Genomic DNA, 23653 nt, shown 5'->3' on the forward strand with positions numbered 1-23653 from the left:
TTAGTATACGGCGTGATAGCATTGTAAGTAAATTACTCAATCTATGCGCTTTATACTACAATATAAACAAATTCTTAAAGCATACGCTAAATATCAAAAATAACTACTTTATTCGATTTTAAACTTTCCTTTACATCTATTATTCTTTGATTAGATGATCCTCTGAATTTCAATCCATCTTCTTTTTTATCTTCCTCAAATTTTCCATCCACTAATACATCTATGTTATTTATTAAGTCTTTCCAACCTTTATTGCTTTCTAAATTATCATTTATATATTCAAATGTATATCCTGTGTAGCACCAAATATTTTTATTGTTTTCTTTAAAAACTTTTGCCATATAAGAAAATTGATCTGCTCTTTCAAATGGATCTCCTCCACTAAAAGTAATTCCTCTAATCATTGGATTACATAAAACATCTTCTATTAATTCATTTATATCCTTTTCTTCTCCACCATTAAAATCATGAGTATCGGGATTAAAGCAACCCTTACAATTATGATTACATCCTTGTGAGAAAAATACTCTTCTTATTCCTGGACCATTTACTAAACTTTCATAAGCAATACCTGATAATCTTATTTTTTTATCCAAAATAATACACTTCCTTTAAAAATTCTTATGTTTGCATTTAAGATTTATTATATCTCTATCTTTTATATATAGGAAATATAATATTAATTATAAAACACAAAAATAGAAAAGCTACTAATATATAATAAATTATATATTAGTAGCTTTTCAAAAACACTTCATTTATTACCTGTAATTAAAAAAACTATTTTAAATATGTGTTGATATATGAAATAGACAAAATGACATTTTATTCCGTTCAGTTATTCTTATATATATCAGGGCTTTGTTAAAATAACATCTTTAATTAACCTTAATGTTAATTCCTTTTCTTCAAAATCTTTTACTGGCATAGGCTTTGCATACAAGTATCCTTGCGCATTATTACATCCTACTTCACTTAAAAATTCTGCTTGTTCATGAGTTTCTACCCCTTCACAGATTACATTTAAATCTAATTCTTTAACCATTCTCACAATATTTGCTATTACTATCTCACCTTTTTTAGAACTATCCTTACTATTTAAGAATTCTCTATCAAGTTTTATTGTATCAATAGGCAAATCTTTTAATATATTAAGTGAAGAAAGACCTGTACCAAAATCATCTAATGATATACTAAATCCCATTGCTTTTAATCTAAGCAATGCTTGCAACATATTATCATAATGATTAAATATTGCACTTTCTGTAATTTCAATCTCTATTAAATTTGGATCTATATCATATTTATTAAATATTCTACTTATATTCTTTGTAAAATAATCTACATTTTTTAAATTAATTCTTGATATATTAACTGAAATAGGAATTAATTTAATATTGTTTTGCTTCCATTCATTTATTTTTGAACATACCTCTTCAAAAATAAACATATCTAAATTAACTATAAAACCATTCTTCTCAAACAAAGGTATGAAATCTATAGGACTTATTAATCCTTTTTCGGGATTATTCCATCTTACAAGTGCTTCTGCACCAACACAACTTTCTAATTTTATATCATACTTAGGTTGAAGGTATAATTCAAATTGTCTATTAGTTAATGCACTATACATAACATCTTCTATTTGCTTTTGCTTTATTAATTTACTTTGAAGTCCTATATCATAAAATCCTATAAATTCATTGCAATGATCCTTTGAAGTTTCTCTTGCAAAGGCTACATTATCAATCATTTTATTTATATCCTCCTCTGTTCCATCTACAACATACACCCCATATGAAAGAGAGAAGTTTGGAACTTCTTTAGTTCCATTATCAAAGAATCTCATACTATTATCTAATGCATTAATTCTATCTATAATATCATTTTCATCTTTATATTTTAATAACAATATAAATAAATCATCCCTTACTCTACAAAACATTTCTTTATACAATAATTTATTTCTCAAAATATCAGATATATGTTTTAATAATAAATTCCCTGTTTTATATCCCCATATATCATTTATAATTTTAAATCTAACTATATCAAATTCTACCAATGCATATGACGAATTCATATTTTCTATTAATACTTCCTTTATATCCATTTTAAATTTAGTTAGAGTTTTTCCACCAGTAATATCATCAACAAATGCTATGTCTTTAATTAACTTTTCTTTTCTATTTCTATACGAATTTACATAAATTAAAAGTATCAAAAATATTAATATAACAAAACTTGCTAAAATGGTCATTAGAGATGTAATATGATATTGTTTTTCATTTATATTAGATGCATCTATTAAAGATAAAACATAGTAATCCTTTAAATCACTTATTTTAGAATATGATAAAATATACTTATTCTTATCTAGTGTAATAAATACAGCCCCATCTCTACTATTAGTCAAATCATCCTTTAACATTTCTATATCATCTAAGTCATGATATGAAAATATATTATTGTCTTTTAATATATTGAATAAATCACCAGATCCTATTAATATATTTCCGTCTCTGTCTAGTATGTAAGTCTCAACCTGTTGATAAAATTTAGAATTTGATATAAATAATTTTTCTATATCCTTAAATGATAATGTTCCATATAAAGCACCTTGAATTTTATCATGATGAAATAATGATGTTACATATATGAATACTCTTTCGCCACTTTTTAAATCAGTATCTATCGTTATGATATCTTCATTAGTTTTTTCCCATTTTTTAAAATAATCCTTGTTTTTAATATTATTTATTGAGCCATCAGTACAATTTAAAATCCCATCAGAAGTTATAATTCCAGTTGTTAAAAAATCTTTTTTTTCTTCTAAATTTAAAAACTCCATAACATCTTCTTTTTTGAAATCGTTTAATCCATTAAAGATACTCGATATATGTTTCATATACTGAATATTATCATTTAACTTATAATTTATGAACATAGAATTATTTTCTGATGCTTTTACAATAACAGATTTATTGCCTTTATTTATTACTTCTTTAACTTCTATTATACATACAGAAAATCCAATCGCTATTAACATAACAATAGCAGTAATCGGTATAATATAGGCGAAAATATTACTTTTAAACTTATTATTCATATATTTACCCCCCAACTCTTAATATTGCTACTCCAAAGGTTGTACAAACAAAAATTCAAGTAATTTAAATTATTGTAATTTATTGTATATCCATATTTTATCATATTTTCATATAAACTTGTATTAAAATAAAAAAAGACTTTCTTAAATTTTTCTTTTTATTTAAGAAAGTCTTTTTTATATAGGTTATATTTCAGCAAAGTGTTGATATAAATTAATTTTTCTATAAATTAAGCTTTACATAATTTAATCTTCCACCCGCTTTTATAACATCTATTTCTTTTAATGTTAATTTAACTAAAGCTTCAAATTCACTACTTTTAGTTAAGTTTTTAATTTTTAATACTCCAGTATTTAAATTATCACTTATATTTTCTATTAATAAATCATCAACTAAATTTATTTTTTCATAATCTAAAGAATCCTTAAATTCAATTGGTACTATTCCATTGTTTATTAAATTTGCTTTATGTATTCTAGCAAATGATTTAGCAATAACTGCTTTTACACCTAAATATAAAGGCGCTAATGCAGCATGTTCTCTACTTGAACCTTGTCCATAGTTTTCTCCAGCTACTATAAATCCTCCATTAAATTCTTTAGCTCTCTTAGGGAATTCTGTATCTACTGTATTAAAGCAGAATTCTGAAAGATAAGGAATATTAGATCTAAATGGTAATAATTTTGAGTTAGAAGGCATTATATGATCTGTTGTAATATTGTCTTCTACTTTGATTAACACTTTACCATCAATTTTATCTCCAAATGATTTATTTATTGGGAATGGTTTTATATTCGGTCCTCTAACAACTTCGACTTCTTCATTAGTTTTAGCAGGTTCTAGAATCATAGAATCATCTATGATAAACTTTTCAGGCATATCAACTTTTATGTCTACATCCATTTCCCTTGGATCAGTTAAACAACCTTTAATCGCTGAAACTGCTGCTGTTTCTGGACTTACAATATATATTTGTCCTGATAATGTTCCACTTCTACCATAGAAATTTCTATTTACAGTTCTTAAGGATATTCCATTTGTTCCTGGTGCTTGACCCATTCCAATACATGGGCCACAAGAATTTTCAAGTATTCTTGCTCCTGAACTAATTATATCTGCTAAGGCTCCATTTCTAGCAATCATCTCCATGACTTGTCTAGAGCCTGGTCCAATAACTAAACTTACATTTTCATGTACTTTATTTCCTTTTAATATTTTTGAAACTTTCATTAAATCTTCATAAGAAGAATTAGTGCAACTTCCTATAAACACTTGGTCGACTTTAATCTCTCCTGCCTCTTCAACAGTTACAACATTATCTGGACTATGAGGTTTTGCAGTTAATGGTTTTAAATCATTTAAATTTATAACTATTTCTTCATCATATGCAGCATCTTCATCAGCTTTTAATTCCAGCCAATCTTCTTCTCTACCTTGTGCTTTAAAGAATTCTAAAGTTTTCTCATCGCTAGGGAATATTGATGTTGTAGCACCAAGCTCAGCTCCCATATTAGTTATTGTGCCTCTTTCTGGTACTGATAAACTTTTAATTCCTTCTCCACAATATTCAAATACTTTTCCAACTCCGCCTTTTACAGTACATATTCTAAGTACTTCTAAAATTACATCTTTAGCAGCCACCATTTTATTTAACTTTCCTTTAAGTTCAACTTTTACAACTTTAGGTGTATTTATATTATATGCACCACCACCCATTGCAAGAGCAACATCTAATCCACCAGCTCCCATTGCAAGCATTCCAACTCCGCCAGCTGTTGGTGTATGGCTATCTGAACCAGTTAATGTATCTCCTGGTGTTGCAAATCTTTCTAAAAATATTTGGTGGCATATTCCATTTCCAGGTTTTGAAAAATACACTCCATATTTTGATGCTACTGTTTGAATGAACTTATGGTCATCTGCATTTTCAAATCCTTGTTGAAGCATATTATGATCAATAAATGCCACTGATTTCTTAGTTTTTACTCTATCTATTCCCATAGCTTCTAATTGAAGATATGCCATTGTTCCAGTTGAATCTTGAGTTAATGTTTTATCAATTTTAATAGAAATTGGTTCTCCTGTTTTTAAATTTCCTTCAACAATATGATTTTTTAAAATTTTATAAACTAAATTATCTCCCATGTTTATTCCCCCTATTATTGCTTATAGTTTAACTTTATGACTTTTAGGTAGATGTTGATATTTTATAATTTATTAATTCTTTTATATTCTTTATATAATTGAACAACCTCTTTATCAAAAAGACATCTTTTTAATCTAACAGATGTTGATCTAACTAATTCTAATATTCCTGTAGCTTCATCTTTAGTAAGTTCTATTGCATATTCTCTAAACTTATTTTCAACTGCAGCACGTCCTGAGTGTTTCCCTATAACTATTTGTCTTTCTAACCCTACAATTGCTGGATCAAATGCTTCATAATTAGTTGGATCTTTAAGAGCTCCATCAGCATGAATTCCAGATTCATGTGCAAACATATTACTTCCAACTATAGCTTTCCACTTTGGTAATTCTCTACCTGATGCTCTAGATACATATTGAGAAAGATCTTTAAGCATTGTTGTATCAATATCTCCTTTGTATCCATATACAATCATTAATGCCATAATTACTTCTTCTAATGCAGCATTTCCTGCCCTTTCTCCAAGACCATTAACAGTTACTCCAACGTGTGTAGCTCCGCCTTCAATTCCTGCTATAGCATTTGCAGTAGCCATACCAAAATCATTATGTGTATGCATTTCTATATTAAAATTAGTAGTCTCGTAAAGCTCCTTAATTCTTTTTTGAATTTTAAAAGGTTCCATAATTCCTACAGTATCACAATATCTAAATCTATCTGCTCCAGCTTGTTTTGCTGCTTGAATGAATTCTATTAAAAAATCTTGATCAGCTCTTGAAGCATCTTCTCCATTAACTGATACATAAAGTCCATTCTTTTTAGCAAACTCAACTGATTTAACCATATTTTCTAATACCCATTCTCTTGATGTTTTAAGTTTGTGTTGAATGTGTATATCAGATACTGATATAGATACTGCTACCGCATCAACTCCACAGTCTATTGATTGTTCTATATCCCCAATAACAGCTCTATTCCATGCCATTATGCTTGGCTTTAAATTTCTTTTAACAATTTCTTTTATTGCAGCCTTTTCGTCGCCACCCATAGTAGGTATACCAACTTCTAATTGATCTACTCCAAGTTCACTTAACATTTCTGCAATTGCTATCTTTTCAGCATTAGCAAAAACTACACCTGCTGTTTGTTCCCCATCTCTAAGAGTAGTATCAACTATATTAATTTCTTTATCTGTATTTATATTTTTAATTGACATTTTAACTCCCCCTTAATATCTGTTTATTACCTATTGCTTTTACCAATTAATTTTTATTTATTTATCATTATACACTATATATACATATAACGGAACGATAATTTTCTTATTTTTGCAATGAATATGCTATTCCCTTTCAATTTTTCTTGTTATATAAGGCTATTTACATAAAAAGTTGTAATTTATTGCAAGATTTTTTTACAATTATTCATTAGTGAAATTACATAGCAATGTAATTTATCATGCTTAAACCTAAAAAATATCTGTACTCTGCTTTATTCAATTGCTCCCTCCACTTTACTTATGAATATATTCGCTTTCTTATAAAACATAGATATTTATATAAAAAAGCACTAAAAAATGAGGATACTTTTTAGTATCCTCACTCAAATTTAATGCTTTTTAATTTAATTAGTTTTTAATTCTCTAATAATGTTTTTTATGACTTTCTAAATGAGATATTCTATCAGCTCTTTCTTGATACTTTCCTGGACCGAATCTCTCATCTAAACTTAAATATCCTGTTACTCGACTTACACCTTGTATATCAGTACTGCCACAATTTGAACATTTACTTTCGTTACTGTGTAAATAAGTTCCACAATCTTTACAATATCTTATATGGAAATTCACTCCCATATAACTTATATTAGTGTTTTTATATGAATAATTTATTATATCCATAATAACATCTTCAGTTGGAAAATCATCAACTTCTATATAAGTTATGTGGCCACCATTACAAATTTTATGATATGGAGCTTCTATGTCAATTTTATTTTTAATTGATATAGCATGCCCTACTGGTACATGATAACTATTTGTATAGTATTCTTTATCAGTAATACCTTTTATCATTCCAAATGTTTTTTGATCTTGCTTTATGAATTTACCTGATAATCCCTCAGCAGGAGTTGCATAACAGCTCCAATTTAAGCTATATTTTTCTGTTAATCTATCGCAATAATCTCTTATATGACCAATTATTTTTAATCCTAATTCTCTTGCTTCTTCAGTTTCTCCATGATGGCTACCTATTAATGCTGTTAATGTCTCAGCAAGTCCTATGAATCCTATACCCCAAGTTCCTTGTTTTAATATAGGTTCAATAGAATCTTCTGGATTTAAATTTTCTGAACCTACCATTAAGTTTTGACCTGCTATAAATGGTAAATCTTTAACCCTTAAATTCTTTAATACATTGTATCTATGCAATAAAGATTCCTTAGATAAAGATAATCTGGCATCTAAAATTTTGAAGAATTTATCTAAATCACCTTTAGCTTGTAATCCTATTCTAGGTAAATTGATTGTAGTAGGAGCTATATTTCCTCTTCCTTTACATCCTGGTTCTCCATTTACATTTTTCATAAGATAAGTTCTACATCCCATAGTAGCTGGAATATATCCTTTATCATAATATTCTTTATTGAAATCTGCGTCAATGTTCATAAAAGTAGGATTCATTCTTTTAGCTGCTACTCTACAAGCTAATTTATATAAATAGTAATATGAATCAGTTTCTTCTCTATTAACGCCTTCTTTTACTCTAAAGATTATGTTAGGGAAAATAGGCTGTTCTCCTTTACCTAATCCCTTTTCATATTCTAAAAGAAATACTTCACAAACTAATGCTGCATCATCATTAGTTGGTATTCCTATATTTACAGAACTAAAAGGTACTTGTGATCCAGCTCTGCTATGCATAGTATTTAGATTATAAATAACACCTTGCATTGCTTGATGAACTCTTTTTCTTAAAGTTTTCTCTATAAGCGCGTTCATCTTTTCTTTTGGAATATCTAGTTCTTCTAATTCTTTTTTTATCTCGTCTCTTGTTGGAGGAATAAATACTGCTAAATCATTGTCAAAATCTGGATGAGATTGACCTCCAAACATATCATTTTGAGTAGATTGTAATAATATGCATGATAATTCTGCAGCTGTCTCTATTCTCTTAGGTGCATTTATTGTTCCATATCCTGTATTAAATCCATTCATAAGAATTTCTTTAGTAGGTATATGAAGACAATTAGTAGTTAAGTTATAACTATCTAAATCATGATAATAAAGATCACCTGTTTCGTGAGCTTTTGATAAATGCTTAGGCATAGTAGATAAATTATGCCATTTATTAGATTCAGATGCTATTCTTAATAGCTTAGAACTAAAATTATTTCCTACATTAGCATTATCTCTATCAGTTTCAACACCTATTTTTTCTATTGCTTTCATTAAATCCGATTTTATATCTCTTACTCTTGTTCTCTCTCTTCTATATGATGAATATGCAAAAGCTATATTTTTATCCTCTTCACCTAAAGCTTTCTCAACCAAATTTTGAATTGCTTCTACTGTAATTTTTTCTTTTTTTGTATCTTCGATATACATAATCACCTTTTGTATAGTTTCCAAAACTTGGCTTTCTCTTAAAGTAACCCCGATTTCTAGCGCAGCACCCTTAATAGCTTGAGAAATCTTCTCTCCATTGAACTCAACAGTTCTTCCATCTCTTTTTACAACATATAGCATTTTGCTTACCTCCACAACACAATATATAGTACTTTAATAATACTGTATTATTATACTTGATTAAATATGCGTTAGCAATACCGTTAATGTTTAGTTTTATTGGTGATATTTTTTAATTATTAGTGAATATATCTTTTTATCTCTATATTTGGTTAAATTTTAAGGTTGTTTTCAATTTGACTTATTATAATTAATATTATCTAAGAACTTATCACTATAGATAACTATATCACTATTGATATAGTTATCTATAGTGATATAATTAATTAATAGAATATATTACTAGGAGGAATTTTTAGTGGATAAAATTGCATTACTAACTGACAGTGCATCTGATATATGTACTGAGGACTTAAAAAAATACAATATAAAATTATTACCTTTTAAAATTATCTTTTCTGATAAAGAATATGATGATAAATTAGAAATAACTTCTGATGTTCTTTACGAATTACTTCCTAGAGAAATTCCTAAAACATCACTACCAAGTATTGAAAGACTTAATAATACTCTTCATCAATTAATTGAGGAAGGATATACGCATGCTATTATAGTAACATTATCAAGTGAATTTTCAGGAACATATAATTCAATGAGATTAGCATGTGAAAGCTTTGAAGGGATAGAAACCTTTGTATATGATTCAAAAAGTTTAAGCATGGCAGAAGGTGTAGTAGTATTAGAAGCTGCAAAACTTATTGAAGAAGGAAAATCATTTGATGAGATAGTAAAGACAATTCCTGAGTTAAGATCTAAAATAGACATATTCTTTACTATAGATACTTTAGAATACTTAAAAAAAGGTGGAAGAATAGGTAGAATCGCTGGAACTATCGGTGATGTTCTTAACTTAAAGCCTGTTATAACAATAGATAATAACGGTTGCTTCCATACTTACTGCAAAGCTCGTGGTAAAAAGCAATCTGCATCAAAATTATTAAAAATTGCTAAATCTTATACCGAGAATAATAAATGTAAATTCTGGGTTATGGATGGTAATGCCCTTGATGATGCAAGATCATTATGTGAAAATATTAAGAGCTTTGATAATGTAGTAGAGTGCAACTTAGGATATAGTATCGGCCCTGCACTTGGAGTTCATACTGGTCCTGGTCTTTTTGGATTCATTGTTGAAAAGGTAGATTAATATGTCTGACTTTAATTTTTCTGATATAAATGATATAAAAAATGAAGAAAAAAGATTATACGAAGAATATAAGAATAAAGTTTCTGAGTTAAAAAAAATTAAAAAGGAAAAGGAAGCTGTAGGTCAAGTATTTACCAAAGGTCTTTTGCCTATATATGTTTTATATATATTATCACTAAACCCAACAAACGGAAATGAAATTTCAAATCAAATAGGTATAAGAACTAATAACAGATGGATTCCTAGTACTGGAGGAATATATCCTATACTGAAAAAATTAGAAAAGGAAGCTCTTATTGTTGGAATATGGGATGATCCCAATAAGAAATTTCAAAAAATATATCATTTAACACCACAAGGAAAAATAGAATATGAACATAAGAAAAAACTTCTAAAACCAAAAATTGAAGAATCCTTAGAAGTTTTTAAAATAATTTATAATGACCTTTATTAATTTTGTGCCTTGTTTTAAAGTAAATAATATTTTAAAACAAGGCACTTTTTTATTTGAAAATAAACTTTAAATAAAAAATATATCAATTTAACATCAAAAAATTCCATAATGGCATTAATGTATATTTATTTAAATAATACTAAAAATACTATTAAAGGATGGTGTTAATTTATGAAAGGTTTTATTATTGATTCAACTTATAAAGAAGACATTATAATAGATAATAATAATATTAATTCTACAGTTCCTTGTAATAATATTCCTAATTATTCAGCAAATGGTTCTAAAGTCAATTTAAATGATGTTTCATCAAGTTATATCACTCATTATAATAAAGACAATAAATATAACCCATATAACGTAGTTGACTACCTATAGTTATACGGGTAAAATAAATATATATTATAGTGCTAGGGGAGCCTTTGTGCTGAGATTTGATTTATGTCATAAACCCTCGGAACCTGATCCAGTTAATTCTGGCGTAGGGAAGTATAACCGCTTAATATATATTTATTATACTAATAAACATTAAAAGTGTTTTAGTATATTTTATTGTTCTATTTGAATAATAAAAATTTATATTTATTGGTTAACAATCTCCTAAGCACAATTAAGGAGGTTTTTTTATGAATATTTTTAACGATTGGGCAAAACAATTTTCAAAATTGTATAACCATTTGCCTGAAAATGTACAAACTATCATTTCTAATCCATTATCACTTATTACTTTATTAGGGTGTATTGCTATACTAGTTGTATTAGTAAAAGCAAAAAAAATTAAATTTACACCTCAATTAATTGCTAGAATTGGTATAGCCTTAGCATTGGCAACAATTCTAAAAATTCTTAGAATTTATCATTTTCCACAAGGCGGAAGTATAACCTTTGGTAGTATGGTTCCTATTTTGCTGATTGCATTTATGTATGGGCCACAAGTTGGATTCTTAACTGGATTCCTTTATGGAATGATTACATTACTTATGGACCCCTATATTTTACATCCGGTTCAAGTGTTATTTGATTTTCCATTACCATTTTTATGTTTAGGTATCGCTGGATTCTTTCCAAATAAAAAGTATTTAGGTGTTACACTCGCAGTATTGGGAAGATTTATATGCCACTTTATATCTGGAGTTGCTTTCTTTGGATCTTTTGCACCAGAAGGAATGTCTCCAGCATTATATTCTCTATCAGTAAATGCACCTATAATAGGATTAGAAGGACTTATTTGTTTAGTTATAGTTGCTGCTCTTCCTATGACAAGATTAATTTCAGTCGTATCAAATAATAGAGTTACAACATAAATTAAATATCAAAATTATGTATTTTTCATTATTATAATAGTAGATTTATATATTCAAATCTTTTGTAATTAAAATCTACAATATACTTTAAATTAATAATAATAAATATAGATAGATATAAAAAAATGTGGTGTTAAAAATTAAATTTCTAACACCACATTTTTTTATTCTACTGAGATTGCATCAACTGGACAGCTTGCTTCTGCTTCTTTTGCTGTATCTTGGTATGCACTTGGTACTTCTGGGACTATAACTCCAGCTTTACCATCATCTTCCATATCAAAACATTCAGGACATATTGATGGGCATAAACCGCATCCTATGCAAGTATCTTTATCTACGTTTGCTTTCAAAAAACTCACCCTTCCATTATGAAATTACGTTAATAGTATTTCCCTAAGAAAGATGAGTTATGTATATTAATATAAAGCTTCAAATATTAATGAATATAAATCATTATCTATAACATATGCTTCTGCTCTGCCTTTTTCTAGAGCCTCTGTTAACTCTACATTTATAGGTAATTCACCTATTAAAGGCAATCCTAAATATTCTGCATGTTCATCAGAAGATTTTGTACTAAATACTCTTATTTTTTTATCGCAGTCTGGACACTTAATATATGCCATATTTTCAACTACGCCTCTAATTTTTATACCTATCTTTTGAGCCATTATAACTAACTTTTTAACAATCATTGATACCATATCTTGTGGAGTTGATACTATTATAACTTCAGTAATAGGGAATTCTTGCATTACTGTAAGAGCTATATCACCAGTTCCTGGTGGCATATCTATAAGTAAATAATCTAATTCTTCCCAATTAGTTTCCATAAACATTTGTTTTAATACTCCTGTAATTACAGGTCCTCTCCATATAACTGGATCTTCTTCAACCGCTGTTAAAAGATTCATAGATATAACTTTTATTCCTGAATCAGTTGTTACAGGTTCAAATTTTACCATATCATTTTCTAAAGGAATTATTTTTCCTCTTTTTTCATTAATACCAAAGAATCTAGGCATAGATGGTCCTGTTATATCTGCATCTAAAACTCCTACTTTATATCCTTTTTTAGCTAAAGTAGTTGCCATTATTCCCGTAACAGTGGACTTACCTACTCCACCTTTTCCGCTAATAACTCCTATTACATTTTTAATCTTTCCATATGTAGGTATCATTTTAGGTATAGAATTTTCGCATCCTTGGCCTTTTGATCCACATGAATCTTTACTTGGACAATTATCACAGCTTCCCATTATTTTTCCTCCTCTTACCATTCATTAGGCATTTTGTCTACTTCTCCCATATCGATATCCCAATTTCTAAAATTATATTCTGCTAATATATAATAAGTGTTAAAAACCTTATCTTTCTTATTATCAACAGTAATCATAGTTTTAAAAATTGTGCTATTATATCCTCTGTTTTTAACTTTAATTATTGTGTCAAATTCATTAGAATTATTTTTAACAAGTTTAGCATTAGGAATAACTTTAGCAATATTCTTTTCAAATTGCTGTAAATCTGTTGAAAGTATGTATTTTAAGCAATCAATATCACCACTTATATCTATTCCTACTTTATTAGAATCATCTATTTTAGATTTTTCAGCTTCTAATACTGCTAAAATAGTTTGATAATATACATATTCAAAATTTCTTGGTTTTCTTATAAAAGATAAGTTTTGTATTATTGTATCATCTAAACGATTTGAAATTGAAAAACATTCTTCATCATTAAAAAAATTTCCTTTTCCTCTTTCACCAGCACCAACTATATAGTTATACTTTTTTACCTCATCTCCCATGCAGATTTCAAAATAATAATCTGCATCTAATGAGCTTTGTTCAGATACTTTTTTGCCATTTGACAATAATTTATACATATCATTTATTGCATTAGGCTCAGTAATTATAAATCTAAAACCAGTATCTCTAGCACTTTGAATTACAATTTTATCCACTTTATTTTGTTTTACATATTCAAAATTATTATTTTTAATTCCTATTGAAATTGCTAATTTATCGTAAGCACTGCATCCAACTAAAATAGAAGTAATAGTAACTAGAGTTAAAAGCAATATAAAAATTTTTTTCTTAAACAACTTATTTCTTCGCTCCCTTAAAAAATTTATGAACATTAAAAATTACTAATCCAAGAATCAATGTAAATACAGCTATAAACTGAGATGTTGATAATAACCCAACATTCCCCCTTGGATCATTTCTAAAAAATTCTACCACAAATCTTCCTATACTATATATTATCAGGTACATAGAAACTACTTTACCTGATTTTTTTTCTTTTTTAGAATAATATAAAAGGAAAAATCCTAGTAAAAAATCAAAAATTGATGAGTAAATTTGAGTTGGATGTACATGAATCCCTGTTGGGGCAAGTGAATTTATTGGAAATTCTACTCCTATTGGAAGGTTAGTTTCTTTTCCATAACAACATCCTGCTAAAAAACACCCTATACGTCCAAAACCTTGTGCAATAGCTAATCCAGGTGCAACCAAATCTAAAATTTCAAGTACTGTCCAGTTTTTGTTTTTACAATATAAATATATTGTAAAGGCTCCCACCATTAGTGCTCCATACACAACAAATCCATAACCAAAATTCAATAATATACTTGGATCTTCTAATATACTTTTAAATTCAGTTATAATAAAAAGTAGTTTACCGCCTACTACTCCACCTATTACAGTTAAAATAATTAAATTTAATAAGGAATCTTCATCATATCCTTTTTCTTTACCTTTTTTTAAAAGTAAAGATGCTGCTACAAGTATTCCAATAGCAATCATTAAACCATAACTTTTTATTTCTAGGCCAAATGCCTTAAATAAAATTATTTTCATGCATATCTCCTTATAATATTTAAGTATCATAGATGAATTCTTAATCCCTCCATGATACTTAAATTATAATACTTATACATATTAATATCAAATCTTATTAACTTTGTATGTTTATCCTAGATATTATAGTATTAAAAACAGTTTTTACATTTTCTTTATAATCGTCCTCTTTTACATTAAATAAAACTTTTATAACTTTGCCATCATCACTACTTAAATAATAACAGCTGTTTTCAAATGTATAACCTTTTTTTACTTTAGTTTTGTATTGAGATAAAACCCCTGATGTTTTTTCTAATTTAAAAGGTATTATTTGCTCATTTCTATATGATAAAGGTAAATTTTTTAAATCACTTTCTGCAAAATTTCCAAGGTCAATTTGAGTATTTATAACCTCTAAGTATCCAGTGATTTTGTTATCTTTGTCTTTAAAATCTGCCTTATAACTAATATACTGTCCTTGGCTTTCCTTCTCCGATACGCTCCATTCATTTGGTAATGAAAATATATATCTTCCCTCATCAAAACTATAATCCTTAAATTCGTTTATCCCATTTTCTACAAGAGCAACTTCTGTAAATGTTTCTTTAAAAAACGATTGTGTTATACCTAACACTACCATTAACGAAAGTAAAATAGACAATATTAGTATTTGCTTTTTATTCATATCGCCTCTTCTACTTCATAGGAACTACAACTGTTGCATTTTGGAAATCATAGAACATAAGCCAATATCCAGAGCTTCTAGTATCGTTATGTGTCCATGTTACATATCCTGTTTTGCCCTCATATGGTTGTTCTGAAAGATCTTTACTTCCTGGTATTGCATAAACTATATGAGTCAACTCTCCTTCAGAATTACACTTATATCCTAATAGAAAATGCTTAGTTTTACTTATATAAGGATAATAATTTAACATTGGATAATATACTAATGTGTATTTATTGTAATCTGATATATTAAATAAGTCATCAATTTTATTTATAGGTACATTATACCATTTACAATTTTTAACACCATCTATTCCATCCTGATACTCTTCAAATCCTTGTGCAATTTTTTCAAAGTACTCACCAATTTTACCTTTTATATTAACGTTATTTGATGATTCCATCTTTAACTTTTCAATATCTTTTTCATATTGCTCAAAATCAGCTCCATCAATTCTAGTATTTTCTTCTATTCTTTTATAATTTACTGTGTTTGTAAAATAAGATTCATCATTTAACTCATCAATAATCTTTTTGCATTTTTCAGTTTCACTAAAATCATATTTATCCTTCATTGCTTTCTCTTCTTTATTCTTCTTTTCTCTTTCCCTCTCTCTTTCTCTTTCCCTTTCTCTTTCCTTCTCTCTTTCCCTTTCTCTTTCCTTCTCTCTTTCCCTTTCTCTTTCCATCTCTTTTTCTCTTTCTCTTTCCTTCTCTTTTTCCCTTTCCCTTGCCATCTCTTTTTCTCTTTCCTTCTCTTTTTCCCTCTCCCTTTCCATCTCTTTTTCTCTTTCTCTTTCCCTCTCTTTTTCCCTTTCTCTTTCCCTCTCTTTTTCCCTTTCCCTTGCCATCTCTTTTTCTCTTTCTCTTTCCTTCTCTTTTTCTCTTTCTCTTTCCTTCTCTTTTTCCCTTTCCCTTTCCATCTCTCTTTCTACTTCACACTTATATTTTTCTTTTTCCTTCTCTTTTTCTACTTCACACTTATATTTTTCTTTTTCCTTTTCTTTTTCTACTTCACACTTATCTTTGCATTTCTTTTCGCATTTCTTTTCGCACTTATCTTCACATTTTTCTTTACTACAGCCATCACAGTTATCTTCACATTTATCTTTACACTTGTCTTTACACTTGTCTTCACATTTTTCTTTACACTTCTTATTTTTATTGCGATCACTATCTTCTTCACAATCTAAATCCATATCTATATTTAGATTATCAAGCTTACTTGCAGTTTCTTTCTTAATATTTTCCCTTTTAACATCATCATCATATTTTTCTTCCATCTTCTTTTCAGTCAACTCTGTTTTTGTAGATGATTTGATTAAAGTCTCATTAATGTTAGTCTTTTCTGAAATATTATCTTCTTTTGCAACTTTAAGCTTTTTCCAATTTTCCTTTGGTTCTTCTCCATTAATGAAGCCATACATCATGAAGATAACTTCTCTTGAATTTGCTTTACAAATAGCAGCGCCATTTATTTTTTCATAAGATATGCCTAAACCAGCTATGTTATTTATATAGTATTCTTTACTTGTATCTCCTTTTCCAACATCATTTATTTTTAGAGAGCCCAAATCAATTAATTGTTTCATGTCCTTTTTACAACAGATAAGTACTACTGAATAATCTTCTTCTTTTTTAAGATTTTGAGCGTAAAATGATATTTTACACTTATCTCCCTTTGCTTCTACTTTGGCATATCCAGACAAAGCTTTTTCGGTAGATTCTAAGTTGGTTTTTTCATCTTGTTGTAAAATTATAAAATTTCTATATAATTTATTATGTGCCACTACCATAATCCCTCCACATATATTTATTCAATAAAGTATATGCTTTTATTGATAGATTATGATTAAATACTATAATGTTGAATTATGTTTTAATATTAAATATATAATTTAATTATTTTTTCTAAGATTATATATACTATCTGCTAACAATGCAAATTCTTCAATACTTAATGTTTCCGCTCTTCTTTTTGGATCTATATTGCAAGAATCAAAAGCTTTTTGTAAATCTTCTTTTGAAAGACCTATTAACTTAGTTGCATTCCATAAAGTCTTTCTCCTCATATTAAAACCTGCTCTTACTATATCAAATAAAAGTTTTTCATCTTGTACTTTAACTCTTGGATTGTTTAATCTATCCAATCTTATAACTATAGAGTCAACCTTAGGTCTTGGCATAAAACTTTCTGGTGATACTTTTCTTACTATTTTAGTATTACAATAATACTGAACTAAAACAGATAATGCTCCGTATTCTTTACAATTAGGTTCTGCATTTATTCTTTCAGCCACTTCTTTTTGTATCATTATAGTTAATGACTCAAACTTATGATTTTCTTTAAGTAACTTTACTATTATCGGTGTTGTAACATAATAAGGAAGATTTGCAACCAACTTAACATGTTCTTCATCCTTCATTATTTCATTAAAGTCTACTTTTAAAGCATCATTATGTATTAATTCAAATTTATCATATTCACCTAATTCTTGTTGTAAAATAGGAATTAAATCATTATCTAATTCTATACAAGTTACTCTTTTAGCTTTTTGTAATAACTTAGCTGTTAAAGTACCTACTCCTGGACCTATTTCTATAATAAAATCATTTTCATTAACCTCTGCTCCATCTACTATATCGCTAAGAACAGATTCATCTAATAAAAAGTTCTGACCTAAACTTTTTGAAAACCTAAAATTATATTTTTTAACTAATTCTTTAGTCTTTATATCCATTAAATCCATCTATTATATCCCTACTTTCAATTGTTTTTCTATTTTTTCTATAGCATCTGTAAATTCCTCTTTTGTTATTCCATAATTATTTAATCTAGAAATCATTTGAGCTGTATTACAATATCCTATTCCTAAAATTTTACCAAGCATACTTCTTCTTACTTTAGAAGTTGAATCATTTGTTAATTTAAAATAAAACATATCTTGCATGGTAAAAAAGTTTCTTTTTTCCTCAACGGTTATTTTAGCATTTTCAAGTGCTTTCAATATTACTTCAGGACAAGCATTTTCTACTCCTATATCTCCATCTTTAAGACCATCTTCTTTAGAAATATATGCATGTTTTATTCCTTCTACTCTTTTAGAAATGATTCTTCTTATCTTTTCACCAGCAAAATCTGGATCAGTAAAAACTATTACACCTTTTCTCTTTTGAGCTTCTTTTATTCTCTCTATAACCTTAGCATTTATTCCAAATCCACCTACTGCTATTATTTCAGCATCTAATGCTTTTTTAACAGCATCAACATCGTCTCTTCCTTCAACCACAATTACTTCTTTAATCAATCTTATACTTCCTTTCATTACTGCATGATTAATATACCCATTAATCATAGTATATCAAACTTAAAATTATTTAAATAAAATTATAATTTAAATTATCTACAACTTCCTTAATAATGTAAACTTTAAAGAATAAAAAAAAGAGATAACTAAGATGTTATCTCCTAAAAATCAACTACCATTCTCCTGGATAAGCTACTATGAATAAATTGACGGGTCTTCTTCCCCATTTTATACATTCATCTGATGAATCTAAGTATAAATCAATTATATTTCCTTTTATTGCACCACCAGTATCAGCTGCAATGGCATATCCATATCCTTCAACATAAACTTTACTTCCCAATGGAATAACTGATGGGTCAACAGCAATTGTACTTAATCCATTCGAATTTCTAACAGGTCTTCTGCCTGTAGCTGTAGTACTATGTCCACTATATGCAGTTGCAACACAAGATAATTTTTTCTTATATGTTATATTACCTGCTCCTCTACTTGCATATACATTGCCTGTCCCTTTTACAACAATCTTGTTTACAGGTTCAGCAATAACCTTAGTACTCTTTACTTCTTTAGAAACCTCTTGACCATCTTTATAAATAACTTGATATGTTATTTGTTTTTCTCCATTAGTTCCTTCACTCTTAACTTGTTGAACGCTACTATCAAGACTTGAATCTTTTTGTACCACTGTATCGAAGTTTATTCCTTCCTTTTCTACAATGTCTTTAGTCTCTACCTTAACAATCTTAACGTCTAAGTTTTGTTCTATTTCTGCATCTAAAGAAGGTAATACTTCATCTGTTCCTTCTTCAAATTCTACACCTTGCTCTTTTAGTACATCTGATTCTGCTTGTAGCATATCTCCAATAGTATCTTCTGCTGTTTCTAATGTTACAACTTTATCGCTAAAAGCAATATTTACTGGAATAGCTTTTTTAATTGTAATCAACTCTTTGTCAGATACTTTAGAATCCAATGATGGTTCTACCTTATCTTTTTCTGCCAATTCTATTCCATTATCTTGTAACACATCTTTCACAGTCCATTTATACGTGACAAAATTTTCTTCTTTTCCGTCTATACTTATAGTAAGTGTTTTTCTCACACTCATTAATGTCGCTGTAATAACAACCGCCATAGCAATTGTTGTTATTATGATTTTTGCCTTCGGACCGTTAGAAAAACTTTTCTTGAAATAATCTTTTAATTTTTCTACCATTGATTTCCCTCCTTTGGCAAGAGCGTATACTGAATTATATCTCAAACACCTAAGTTTGTCAAATTTGATAACCTCTTGCACCTTATAAAACCGTGTAATAATGCAGTTTTGCATAGTTTTTTTAAAATAATTAAATATAATAATTATAATAACGATATATCTTAGGTTTTTTATCAATGTTATTAAATTAAAAAATCATTAACTGTTTATTGTATATTTTAAAATTTATGAAAAATCGGAATATCTTTTTCAAAAATATTCCAATTAATATTTTACCTTATTTTTACTTTTTAATCAAGTTATAAAAATTCTCATTAAATCTCATATTCAATTCATACGGATCAATTTTTCTTATATGAGCTAATTTTTTTATTATATATTCTATATAGTCTGATTTATTTCTTTTTCCTCTATTAGGTTCTGGAGCCATATACGGACAATCAGTTTCTACTAGCATTCTATCTAATGGTATTTCCTTTGCAACTTCAATAACTTTTTTTGCATTTTTAAATGTTACAACACCAGTAAATCCTATATAGTACCCTAACTTAATACAATCCTTTGCAAACTCAACGCTTCCAGAAAAGCAATGTACAACACCAGTTACATCAGGAAACTCTTTTATTATTTCTAAAGTATCTTGATGAGCATCTCTATCATGAATTATTACTGGCAAATTAAGTTCTTTCGCTAACTCCATGTGTTTTCTAAAAACCTCTTTTTGAATTTCTTTTGATGGATTCTCATCCCAATAATAATCTAATCCAATTTCCCCTATTGCTACTATTTTTTCATTAGATTTTATATATTCTTTAATTTCATCTAATGTATTATCTTTAAATTCATTGGCATTTTCAGGATGTATTCCTAATGCCCCATATATAAAATCATAATTTTCAGTTAATTCATAAGTAGTTTTTAAACTATCATAAGATGCTGCACAATTTAAAACTCCGATAACACCATTTTTTTGAATTTCCTCTAATACTTCTTTACGATCATTTTCAAAAGATTCATCATCATAGTGAGCATGACTATCTATTATCTTGAATATTTTTTCCATAACAGCATATCCTTTCAAATATTGAATATATCCTTTTATTCTAATTCATACACTTTATAACAATGTTAAATTTCAAATTAATTTTAAATTGTCACAGATTTGACATATTCAAATAGTATATTTAAATTGTAAAGTAGTTAAAGCATTATTATTTACCCCTTTTAACCATTATACATTAGTGGTTACGGAGCACCTCACCCCCTAAATGAGGTGCTCCTTTTATTTTGCTCTATTTTAATATAGTGTTAATATTCGAGTATACATCTGGTTGATAAAAATTTTTAAATGAACCTTTATGCTAAAATATCAACATTCATTTAAAATATAGCTTTTATTTTATATTTATCTAACGATACTTCCACTTAAAATTTCACCTGTATCTACAACTTTTAATTCACTATCATCATCAGGTGCTGCACATAAAATCATACCTTGTGACAATTCTCCTCTAAGTTTTACAGGTTTTAAGTTTGCAACTAAAACTACATTTTTCCCTATTAATTCTTCTGGTTTGTAGTATTTAGCAATTCCTGACACCACTTGTCTTTCTTCGCCAGCTAAATCAACTTTTAATTTTAAAAGTTTTTTAGCACCCTTTATTGGCTCACATGCTAATACCTTAACAACTCTTAAATCTACTTTTTCAAAATCATCAATTGTGATTTCTTCTTTTATAGGAGTTATTTCTCTTTTAGCTGGTGCTTGTGCTGCCTTTAATGCTTCTAACTCTTCAAGCTTCTTTTCTACATCTATTCTTGGGAATAAATTTTCGCCTTTAACTACCTTAGTTCCAGCTTTTATTCCATCAAATGACTTTAAAGATTCCCATGATATTTCTGAAGTATTAATTTGTTCATTAATCTTCTTAGCTGTATCTGGTAAGAATGATGAAATCATTACTGAAGCAAATCTTAAACTTTCAATTAAGTTGTAAAGTACCGTTCCTAATCTAGCTTTCTTACTTTCATCTTTAGCTAAAATCCAAGGAGTAGTTTCATCTATATACTTGTTAGCTCTACCTATTAATTCAAATACATGTTCTAGTGCTAATGGAATATTTAATTCATCAATAGCTTCTTGAACTTTATTTGGAGCAGCTAATGCTAAGTTTATTAATTCTTCGTCAAATTCTCCACTTTCAGTTTGTGGTTGAATTTCTCCACCAAAGTATTTTTCAATCATTGCGACACTTCTTGATAAAAGATTACCTAAATCGTTACAAAGATCTGAATTTATCTTTTTTATGAATATTTCATTGTTAAATAGACCATCTGCGCCAAATGGAATTTCTCTTAGTAAATAATATCTTACTGGATCTACTCCAAATTCGTTAACTAATACAACTGGATCTACAACATTACCTTTAGATTTTGACATCTTTCCACCATCAACAAGTAACCATCCATGACCAAATACTTGCTTTGGAAGTGGTAAATCTAATGCCATTAACATTATTGGCCAATATATTGTATGGAATCTTAATATATCTTTTCCTATTAAATGTACATCTGCTGGCCAGAATTTATCATATAACTCTTTATTATCTTGACCGTATCCAAGTGCAGTAATATAGTTTGATAATGCATCTATCCATACATAAACAACATGATTTTCATCGAATGTTACTGGAACACCCCAATCAAAACTAGTTCTTGAAACACATAAATCTTGAAGACCTGGTCTTAAAAAGTTATTTAACATTTCATTCTTTCTTGATTCAGGTTGAATGAAGTTTGGATTTTCTTCTATATACTTAATTAATCTGTCAGCATATTTACTCATTTTAAAGAAATAAGCTTCTTCTTTTGATTTTTCAACTGGTCTACCACAATCAGGACAATTTCCATTTACTAATTGAGTATCTGTCCAGAATGATTCACATGGAGTGCAATACCAACCTTCATAAGAACTCTTATAAATATCTCCTTGGTCATTTAACTTCTTAAATATATCTTGAACTGCTTTTACATGATAATCATCTGTAGTTCTGATAAATTTATCATAGCTTACATTCATCATGCTCCAAAGGTCTTTAATTCCTGCTACAATTTCATCTACATGTTCTATTGGAGTAATTCCTTTTTCTTCTGCTATTCTTTGGATTTTTTGACCATGTTCATCAGTACCTGTTAAGAACATTACATCATATCCTGTTAATCTTTTAAATCTTGCTAATGCATCAGCAGCTACTGTAGTATAAGTATTTCCTATATGTAACTTTGTTGATGGGTAATAAATTGGTGTAGTTATATAATATGGTTTTTTACAATCTTTACACATTTTAAATAGTCCTCCTTATTTTAAACAATACTCTAGGCATTATTTTTTCACATTTTTAATATTTATTAAACAAATTCTAATTTTAGAATTTTTAGCTTAAACAGTAACAAAGTATTTACACCACACTTTTTTAGTTGAAAGTAGAAACATTATAATTGAAAATCTTAAAGACTTTCTAATAATATATTTTTTAAATTTCATTATTGAATTTTTCATTGACCCTCTACTTTCATCTTTCAATTCTTAACTAAATATTTACCTTAACCTGATTTTTAAAGCTTTAAAGATCCTAT

At 28.0% G+C, this 23653-nt stretch carries 20 protein-coding genes and 1 riboswitch; of the genes, 4 read left to right on the forward strand and 16 right to left on the reverse strand.

Annotation, left to right across the window (positions count from 1 at the left end):
* Positions 1-86: 86 nt before the first annotated feature.
* From nrdG to RYM86_RS07280, 5 genes are all read right to left on the reverse strand, one after another.
* On the reverse strand, positions 87-596 hold the full coding sequence (gene nrdG, locus RYM86_RS07260; protein ID WP_315079109.1) for an anaerobic ribonucleoside-triphosphate reductase activating protein: 510 nt from the start codon (positions 594-596) through the stop codon (positions 87-89).
* A gap of 257 nt (positions 597-853) precedes the next feature.
* Positions 854-3109, reverse strand: a complete 2256-nt coding sequence (locus RYM86_RS07265) for a GGDEF domain-containing protein (protein ID WP_315079110.1) — start codon at positions 3107-3109, stop codon at positions 854-856.
* Between the two features lie 223 nt (positions 3110-3332).
* Positions 3333-5255: an aconitate hydratase gene (locus RYM86_RS07270; RefSeq protein WP_315079112.1), complete on the reverse strand. Its 1923-nt coding sequence runs from the start codon at positions 5253-5255 to the stop codon at positions 3333-3335.
* Between the two features lie 62 nt (positions 5256-5317).
* Positions 5318-6472, reverse strand: coding sequence for a homocitrate synthase (gene nifV / locus RYM86_RS07275; protein WP_315079114.1), 1155 nt, complete (start codon positions 6470-6472; stop codon positions 5318-5320).
* 426 nt (positions 6473-6898) lie between these two features.
* Positions 6899-9004, reverse strand: a complete 2106-nt coding sequence (locus RYM86_RS07280) for an anaerobic ribonucleoside triphosphate reductase (protein ID WP_315079116.1) — start codon at positions 9002-9004, stop codon at positions 6899-6901.
* Positions 9005-9302: 298 nt separating this feature from the next.
* Here RYM86_RS07280 and RYM86_RS07285 point away from each other — a divergent pair, with 298 nt between their 5' ends.
* The 4 genes from RYM86_RS07285 to thiT all read left to right on the forward strand — a co-directional run bounded on the left by RYM86_RS07285 (position 9303) and on the right by thiT (position 11909).
* Positions 9303-10151: a DegV family protein gene (locus tag RYM86_RS07285; RefSeq protein ID WP_315079118.1), complete on the forward strand. Its 849-nt coding sequence runs from the start codon at positions 9303-9305 to the stop codon at positions 10149-10151.
* A gap of 1 nt (position 10152) precedes the next feature.
* The gene (locus RYM86_RS07290) at positions 10153-10605 is read left to right on the forward strand and encodes a PadR family transcriptional regulator (RefSeq protein WP_315079120.1); all 453 of its coding nucleotides are present in this window, start codon (positions 10153-10155) and stop codon (positions 10603-10605) included.
* A 171-nt stretch (positions 10606-10776) separates the two neighbouring features.
* On the forward strand, positions 10777-10983 hold the full coding sequence (locus RYM86_RS07295) for a hypothetical protein (protein WP_315079122.1): 207 nt from the start codon (positions 10777-10779) through the stop codon (positions 10981-10983).
* Positions 10984-11007: 24 nt separating this feature from the next.
* Positions 11008-11110: riboswitch (TPP riboswitch) on the forward strand.
* Positions 11111-11231: 121 nt separating this feature from the next.
* Positions 11232-11909: an energy-coupled thiamine transporter ThiT gene (gene thiT, locus RYM86_RS07300; RefSeq protein ID WP_315079123.1), complete on the forward strand. Its 678-nt coding sequence runs from the start codon at positions 11232-11234 to the stop codon at positions 11907-11909.
* A gap of 164 nt (positions 11910-12073) precedes the next feature.
* Here thiT and RYM86_RS07305 read toward each other — a convergent pair whose 3' ends face one another.
* The 11 genes from RYM86_RS07305 to metG form a co-directional block, all read right to left on the reverse strand.
* Positions 12074-12262 (reverse strand): ferredoxin, encoded by a 189-nt coding sequence (locus RYM86_RS07305; protein WP_315079125.1) that lies wholly within the window; start codon positions 12260-12262, stop codon positions 12074-12076.
* Between the two features lie 66 nt (positions 12263-12328).
* Entirely contained in the window at positions 12329-13171 is an 843-nt protein-coding gene (locus tag RYM86_RS07310) for an Mrp/NBP35 family ATP-binding protein (protein WP_315079126.1), read from the reverse strand.
* Positions 13172-13185: 14 nt separating this feature from the next.
* A complete protein-coding gene (locus RYM86_RS07315; RefSeq protein ID WP_315079127.1) occupies positions 13186-14019 on the reverse strand; it encodes a hypothetical protein in 834 nt (277 codons plus the stop codon).
* A 1-nt stretch (position 14020) separates the two neighbouring features.
* Positions 14021-14779: a prolipoprotein diacylglyceryl transferase gene (locus RYM86_RS07320; protein WP_315079128.1), complete on the reverse strand. Its 759-nt coding sequence runs from the start codon at positions 14777-14779 to the stop codon at positions 14021-14023.
* Positions 14780-14876: 97 nt separating this feature from the next.
* Entirely contained in the window at positions 14877-15446 is a 570-nt protein-coding gene (locus RYM86_RS07325) for a hypothetical protein (RefSeq protein ID WP_315079129.1), read from the reverse strand.
* Between the two features lie 10 nt (positions 15447-15456).
* A complete protein-coding gene (locus RYM86_RS07330; protein ID WP_315079130.1) occupies positions 15457-17280 on the reverse strand; it encodes a hypothetical protein in 1824 nt (607 codons plus the stop codon).
* A 108-nt stretch (positions 17281-17388) separates the two neighbouring features.
* On the reverse strand, positions 17389-18240 hold the full coding sequence (gene rsmA / locus RYM86_RS07335; protein ID WP_315079131.1) for a 16S rRNA (adenine(1518)-N(6)/adenine(1519)-N(6))-dimethyltransferase RsmA: 852 nt from the start codon (positions 18238-18240) through the stop codon (positions 17389-17391).
* Between the two features lie 3 nt (positions 18241-18243).
* Positions 18244-18798 (reverse strand): ribonuclease M5, encoded by a 555-nt coding sequence (gene rnmV, locus RYM86_RS07340; protein WP_315079132.1) that lies wholly within the window; start codon positions 18796-18798, stop codon positions 18244-18246.
* Positions 18799-18970: 172 nt separating this feature from the next.
* Positions 18971-20017: a 3D domain-containing protein gene (locus RYM86_RS07345; protein ID WP_315079135.1), complete on the reverse strand. Its 1047-nt coding sequence runs from the start codon at positions 20015-20017 to the stop codon at positions 18971-18973.
* A 283-nt stretch (positions 20018-20300) separates the two neighbouring features.
* Positions 20301-21080 carry a TatD family hydrolase gene (locus RYM86_RS07350; RefSeq protein ID WP_315079137.1) on the reverse strand — a complete coding sequence of 260 codons (780 nt, stop codon included), beginning with the start codon at positions 21078-21080 and terminating at the stop codon, positions 20301-20303.
* A gap of 342 nt (positions 21081-21422) precedes the next feature.
* The gene (gene metG, locus RYM86_RS07355) at positions 21423-23360 is read right to left on the reverse strand and encodes a methionine--tRNA ligase (protein WP_315079139.1); all 1938 of its coding nucleotides are present in this window, start codon (positions 23358-23360) and stop codon (positions 21423-21425) included.
* Positions 23361-23653: the final 293 nt, after the last annotated feature.

It is taken from the genome of uncultured Clostridium sp., from assembly GCF_963527835.1.
Taxonomy (GTDB): domain Bacteria; phylum Bacillota; class Clostridia; order Clostridiales; family Clostridiaceae; genus Clostridium.

Coding starts and splice junctions, on each gene's coding strand:
- RYM86_RS07295 (WP_315079122.1), top strand. CDS start 10,777: ATGAAAGGTTTTATTATTGATTCAACTTATAAAGAAGACATTATAATA.
- RYM86_RS07325 (WP_315079129.1), bottom strand. CDS start 15,446: ATGAATAAAAAGCAAATACTAATATTGTCTATTTTACTTTCGTTAATG.
- RYM86_RS07265 (WP_315079110.1), bottom strand. CDS start 3,109: ATGAATAATAAGTTTAAAAGTAATATTTTCGCCTATATTATACCGATT.
- metG (WP_315079139.1), bottom strand. CDS start 23,360: ATGTGTAAAGATTGTAAAAAACCATATTATATAACTACACCAATTTAT.
- rsmA (WP_315079131.1), bottom strand. CDS start 18,240: ATGGATTTAATGGATATAAAGACTAAAGAATTAGTTAAAAAATATAAT.
- RYM86_RS07350 (WP_315079137.1), bottom strand. CDS start 21,080: ATGGAAAAAATATTCAAGATAATAGATAGTCATGCTCACTATGATGAT.
- RYM86_RS07270 (WP_315079112.1), bottom strand. CDS start 5,255: ATGGGAGATAATTTAGTTTATAAAATTTTAAAAAATCATATTGTTGAA.
- nifV (WP_315079114.1), bottom strand. CDS start 6,472: ATGTCAATTAAAAATATAAATACAGATAAAGAAATTAATATAGTTGAT.
- RYM86_RS07310 (WP_315079126.1), bottom strand. CDS start 13,171: ATGGGAAGCTGTGATAATTGTCCAAGTAAAGATTCATGTGGATCAAAA.
- RYM86_RS07290 (WP_315079120.1), top strand. CDS start 10,153: ATGTCTGACTTTAATTTTTCTGATATAAATGATATAAAAAATGAAGAA.
- RYM86_RS07320 (WP_315079128.1), bottom strand. CDS start 14,779: ATGAAAATAATTTTATTTAAGGCATTTGGCCTAGAAATAAAAAGTTAT.
- thiT (WP_315079123.1), top strand. CDS start 11,232: ATGAATATTTTTAACGATTGGGCAAAACAATTTTCAAAATTGTATAAC.
- RYM86_RS07280 (WP_315079116.1), bottom strand. CDS start 9,004: ATGCTATATGTTGTAAAAAGAGATGGAAGAACTGTTGAGTTCAATGGA.
- RYM86_RS07345 (WP_315079135.1), bottom strand. CDS start 20,017: ATGGTAGAAAAATTAAAAGATTATTTCAAGAAAAGTTTTTCTAACGGT.